Genomic DNA, 3,134 nt, shown 5'->3' with positions numbered 1-3,134 from the left:
AAAACCAATAAGGCTAAGCACTAATTTAGTGTAAAGCATGTGCTTATAACTTTGTAAACCATGTGCTTTAACAAACATTTGAGCAGACAGTGAACATATGAAACATAATAGAAGAATAGTATTGATAATTATTTGTGTTGTTTGTTTGACAGTGAATTATGGTTGCAAGATTCAATCAATTTGTGATATGTTTCTTCCAAGACATGAAATCACCTTCGAAAATGATTCGGTTTTTAAATATACTAAATGGATTTTCGACACTGACACAAATTCATTTGGTTATTATTCGGAAGGTCGTTATTTGAAAATTGACAAGAATACATACATTTTAAATAGCTATGACTTTAATCCAGACTCAATTAGAACTGATTGGAAATTTAATGTTGATTCTTCTATTACAAATTATAGAATTAGGATTACAACTGAATTGGAAGATGAAGACTTTAAATTCAATCATGATAAAATAGTTTTGAAAATAGATAGCGACTGCTATGAATTCAAAGAGGCAATAATTGATACCTTTTTTTCAAAAAAACCTGAAATCATTAGATTAAAGCTATTAACCCAACCAGATAGTGTAATTCCAAAAGGCTTATATAGATGTTTTACTTCAATTCCTATTGAAAATATTCCTGAAAGTTCTAATTATATTAATATTGAATTCCCAGTTTCTTGGAAATATTATAATTGGCATCCACTTGTAAATAAAATTCTTTACAAAAGAGGAAAAGGTAAAAAATCAAGTTATTATCTATGGGGAGACAAATGGAAGATAAAACTGAAAAAAAAATAAAAACTGCATACAACACGCGGTCATAGTGCATGGCAGTACTTTTAAACAAAATATTTCAACGTTCGCTACCGGCTCTTTTCGTCCTGACAGTTCCTTTCACGGGTGAAAGAAACTGCCACGACACCATACCGCGGGAACGTTAGGGGGCAGCTTAAGAAACGACACAGCATAAAACAACATATAGATTATGGCAGAAAAATATAATGCTTCAAATATTGCAATCGAACAGATTTTGAATTTTATAAAATCGGAAGAAATTGCAATACCTGAAATTCAAAGACCTTTTGTTTGGAAACCAAAACAAGTCCGTGATTTGATTGACTCTCTTTATACAGGTTATCCAACTGGCTATTTGATAATTTCCCAAAGCCCAAACATGAAATTAAAAGACGGAACCTTATCTGAGGGAAAGAAAATTATGATTGATGGTCAACAACGAGTTACGGCTCTTATGACTTCAATTATGGGAATGGAAGTTATAAACTCTGATTTTGAAAAGAAAAGAATTAAAATCTCTTTCAATCCATTAGCCATTGATGAAGACGAAGTATTTAAAGTTCAGGACAACGCCATATTAAAGGATAAAAAATGGATTACAGATATTGCCGATGTTTTTAAATCGGATTTTAAACGTGGTAGTTTTGTTGCAAAATATTGCGAGTTAAATTCCGAAATGGATTCAGACAGACTGCATGATATTTTAGACGCATTAATTGGAATAAAAAACCGACAAATTGGAGTAATCACATTGGATAAGGAACTGACAATTGATGAAGTAACTGAAATATTTATCAGAATCAATAGTCAAGGAGCAAAACTTAATCAATCTGACTTTGCTATGTCAAAAATTGCGGCTAATGTAAAATATGGTGGCAATGAACTTCGCAAAGCAATAGACTATTTTTCTCATTTGGCAGTGCAACCCGACTGGTATCATGAAATGTCAAAAGACAAGGAGTTCATGGAATCAAAATTTGCTCCTAAGATTAAATGGCTAAAAGACGACAGAGAAGAAATTTTTGACCCAAATTACGGAGATATTTTGCGTGTTGCTTTTATGCACAAATTCAGTCGTGGAAAAATGAAAGACTTGGTAAGTTTACTTGGCGGTCGTGACTTTGAAACACGAGATTATAAAGAAGAAATAGCAGAAGCTTCGTTTGGTAAACTAACTGATGGCGTTATGGACTTTATGAATGAGTTTTCATTTACAAACTTCATTCTTGCAATAAAATCAGCAGGTTTTATCACAAATCGGTTGACAAATTCACAAATGACCCTTGATTTTGCATACACGCTATATCTAATACTAAATTCGAGCAGTCAAATTGATAAGACTCAAATAAAACATTATGTTTCAAAATGGTACGTATTATCAACCTTGACAAGTAGGTATATTACTTCACCAGAATCAGTAATGGATTTGGATATTCGCAGGATTGCGGAAAAAGGATTTATTGAATATTTCAAAGAAATTGAAGAAGCGAACTTATCTGACACTTTTTGGCAAGTTGGATTAGTTCAAGACTTAGAAACATCGGCAATCAACAGTCCATTTTTTAATGTGTTTTTAGCTGCACAAGTTCATGGCAGTGACAATTCACTCTTAATGAATGGTACGAAAGTCCGTGATTTAATAACAATTATGGGCGATATACACCACATTTTCCCAAAAGGATATTTACAAAAAAATGGAATAACTGATAAATCAAAATATAATCAAATTGCCAATTATACATACCTTGACACTCAGACAAATATTTCAATCGGAGACAAAGCTCCAAATGATTATTTCAAAACAGTCTTTGACCAGTGTGATTCTAAGGAAATGAAATTTGGTAATATCTCAGAAATAGCGTTGTTAAAGGAAAATTTAAGTATAAATTGTATTCCTGAAAACATTGTGACTATGGACGCAACACATTATGAGGACTTTCTTTTGGAACGTCGGAGATTAATGGCAAAAAAGATTAAAGACTATTATTTTTCACTATGACAATAAAAGCCGACCCCCTAACACGCGGTATAAAACATAAGGGTTTCAGTGGTTTACGTAACTTTCGAGCATTTAATCAGCCCCGCCAAAACTACGTTTTGACGGTTTTGTAAAATGTTTTAAATTCGGTGTCAAAACGTAGTTTTGGCTACTTAGCGGTTAGATAATGTATTGCAATAAAACCCTTACGTTTCATACCGCCACCGTTGGGCCCAAGGGCGAAAAAAGGGAGTTTAATTTCGCACTGAACTGAGCGGACAATTTCAGTACGAAATTTTTTTCGGCGTTTATGAGACATCTTTTTGAAGAAAATTTTTTCAGACTTTGACCTTGTTAATCGGAATG

General features: G+C 32.9%; 3 protein-coding genes. 2 read left to right on the top strand and 1 reads right to left on the bottom strand.

Annotated elements, in window-relative coordinates; translation table 11 throughout:
• The first annotated feature begins 97 nt into the window (after positions 1–97).
• Both ACE01N_RS20160 and ACE01N_RS20155 read left to right on the top strand, forming a co-directional pair.
• Positions 98–793 (top strand): hypothetical protein, encoded by a 696-nt coding sequence (locus ACE01N_RS20160; RefSeq protein WP_380592823.1) that lies wholly within the window; start codon positions 98–100, stop codon positions 791–793.
• Positions 794–980: 187 nt separating this feature from the next.
• On the top strand, positions 981–2,789 hold the full coding sequence (locus ACE01N_RS20155; protein ID WP_380592821.1) for a GmrSD restriction endonuclease domain-containing protein: 1,809 nt from the start codon (positions 981–983) through the stop codon (positions 2,787–2,789).
• Positions 2,790–2,937: 148 nt separating this feature from the next.
• Here ACE01N_RS20155 and ACE01N_RS20150 read toward each other — a convergent pair.
• The coding region (locus ACE01N_RS20150) for a hypothetical protein (RefSeq protein ID WP_380592819.1) at positions 2,938–3,134 on the bottom strand (197 nt) is incomplete at its 5' end.

This window comes from Quyinboa ferrireducens (assembly GCF_042436675.1).
In the GTDB taxonomy this organism is placed as follows: Bacteria; Bacteroidota; Bacteroidia; order Bacteroidales; family UBA5342; genus JBHJHP01.
Note: the sequence above shows the minus strand (reverse complement) of the source record. Positions and strands in the feature narration are given on the sequence as shown.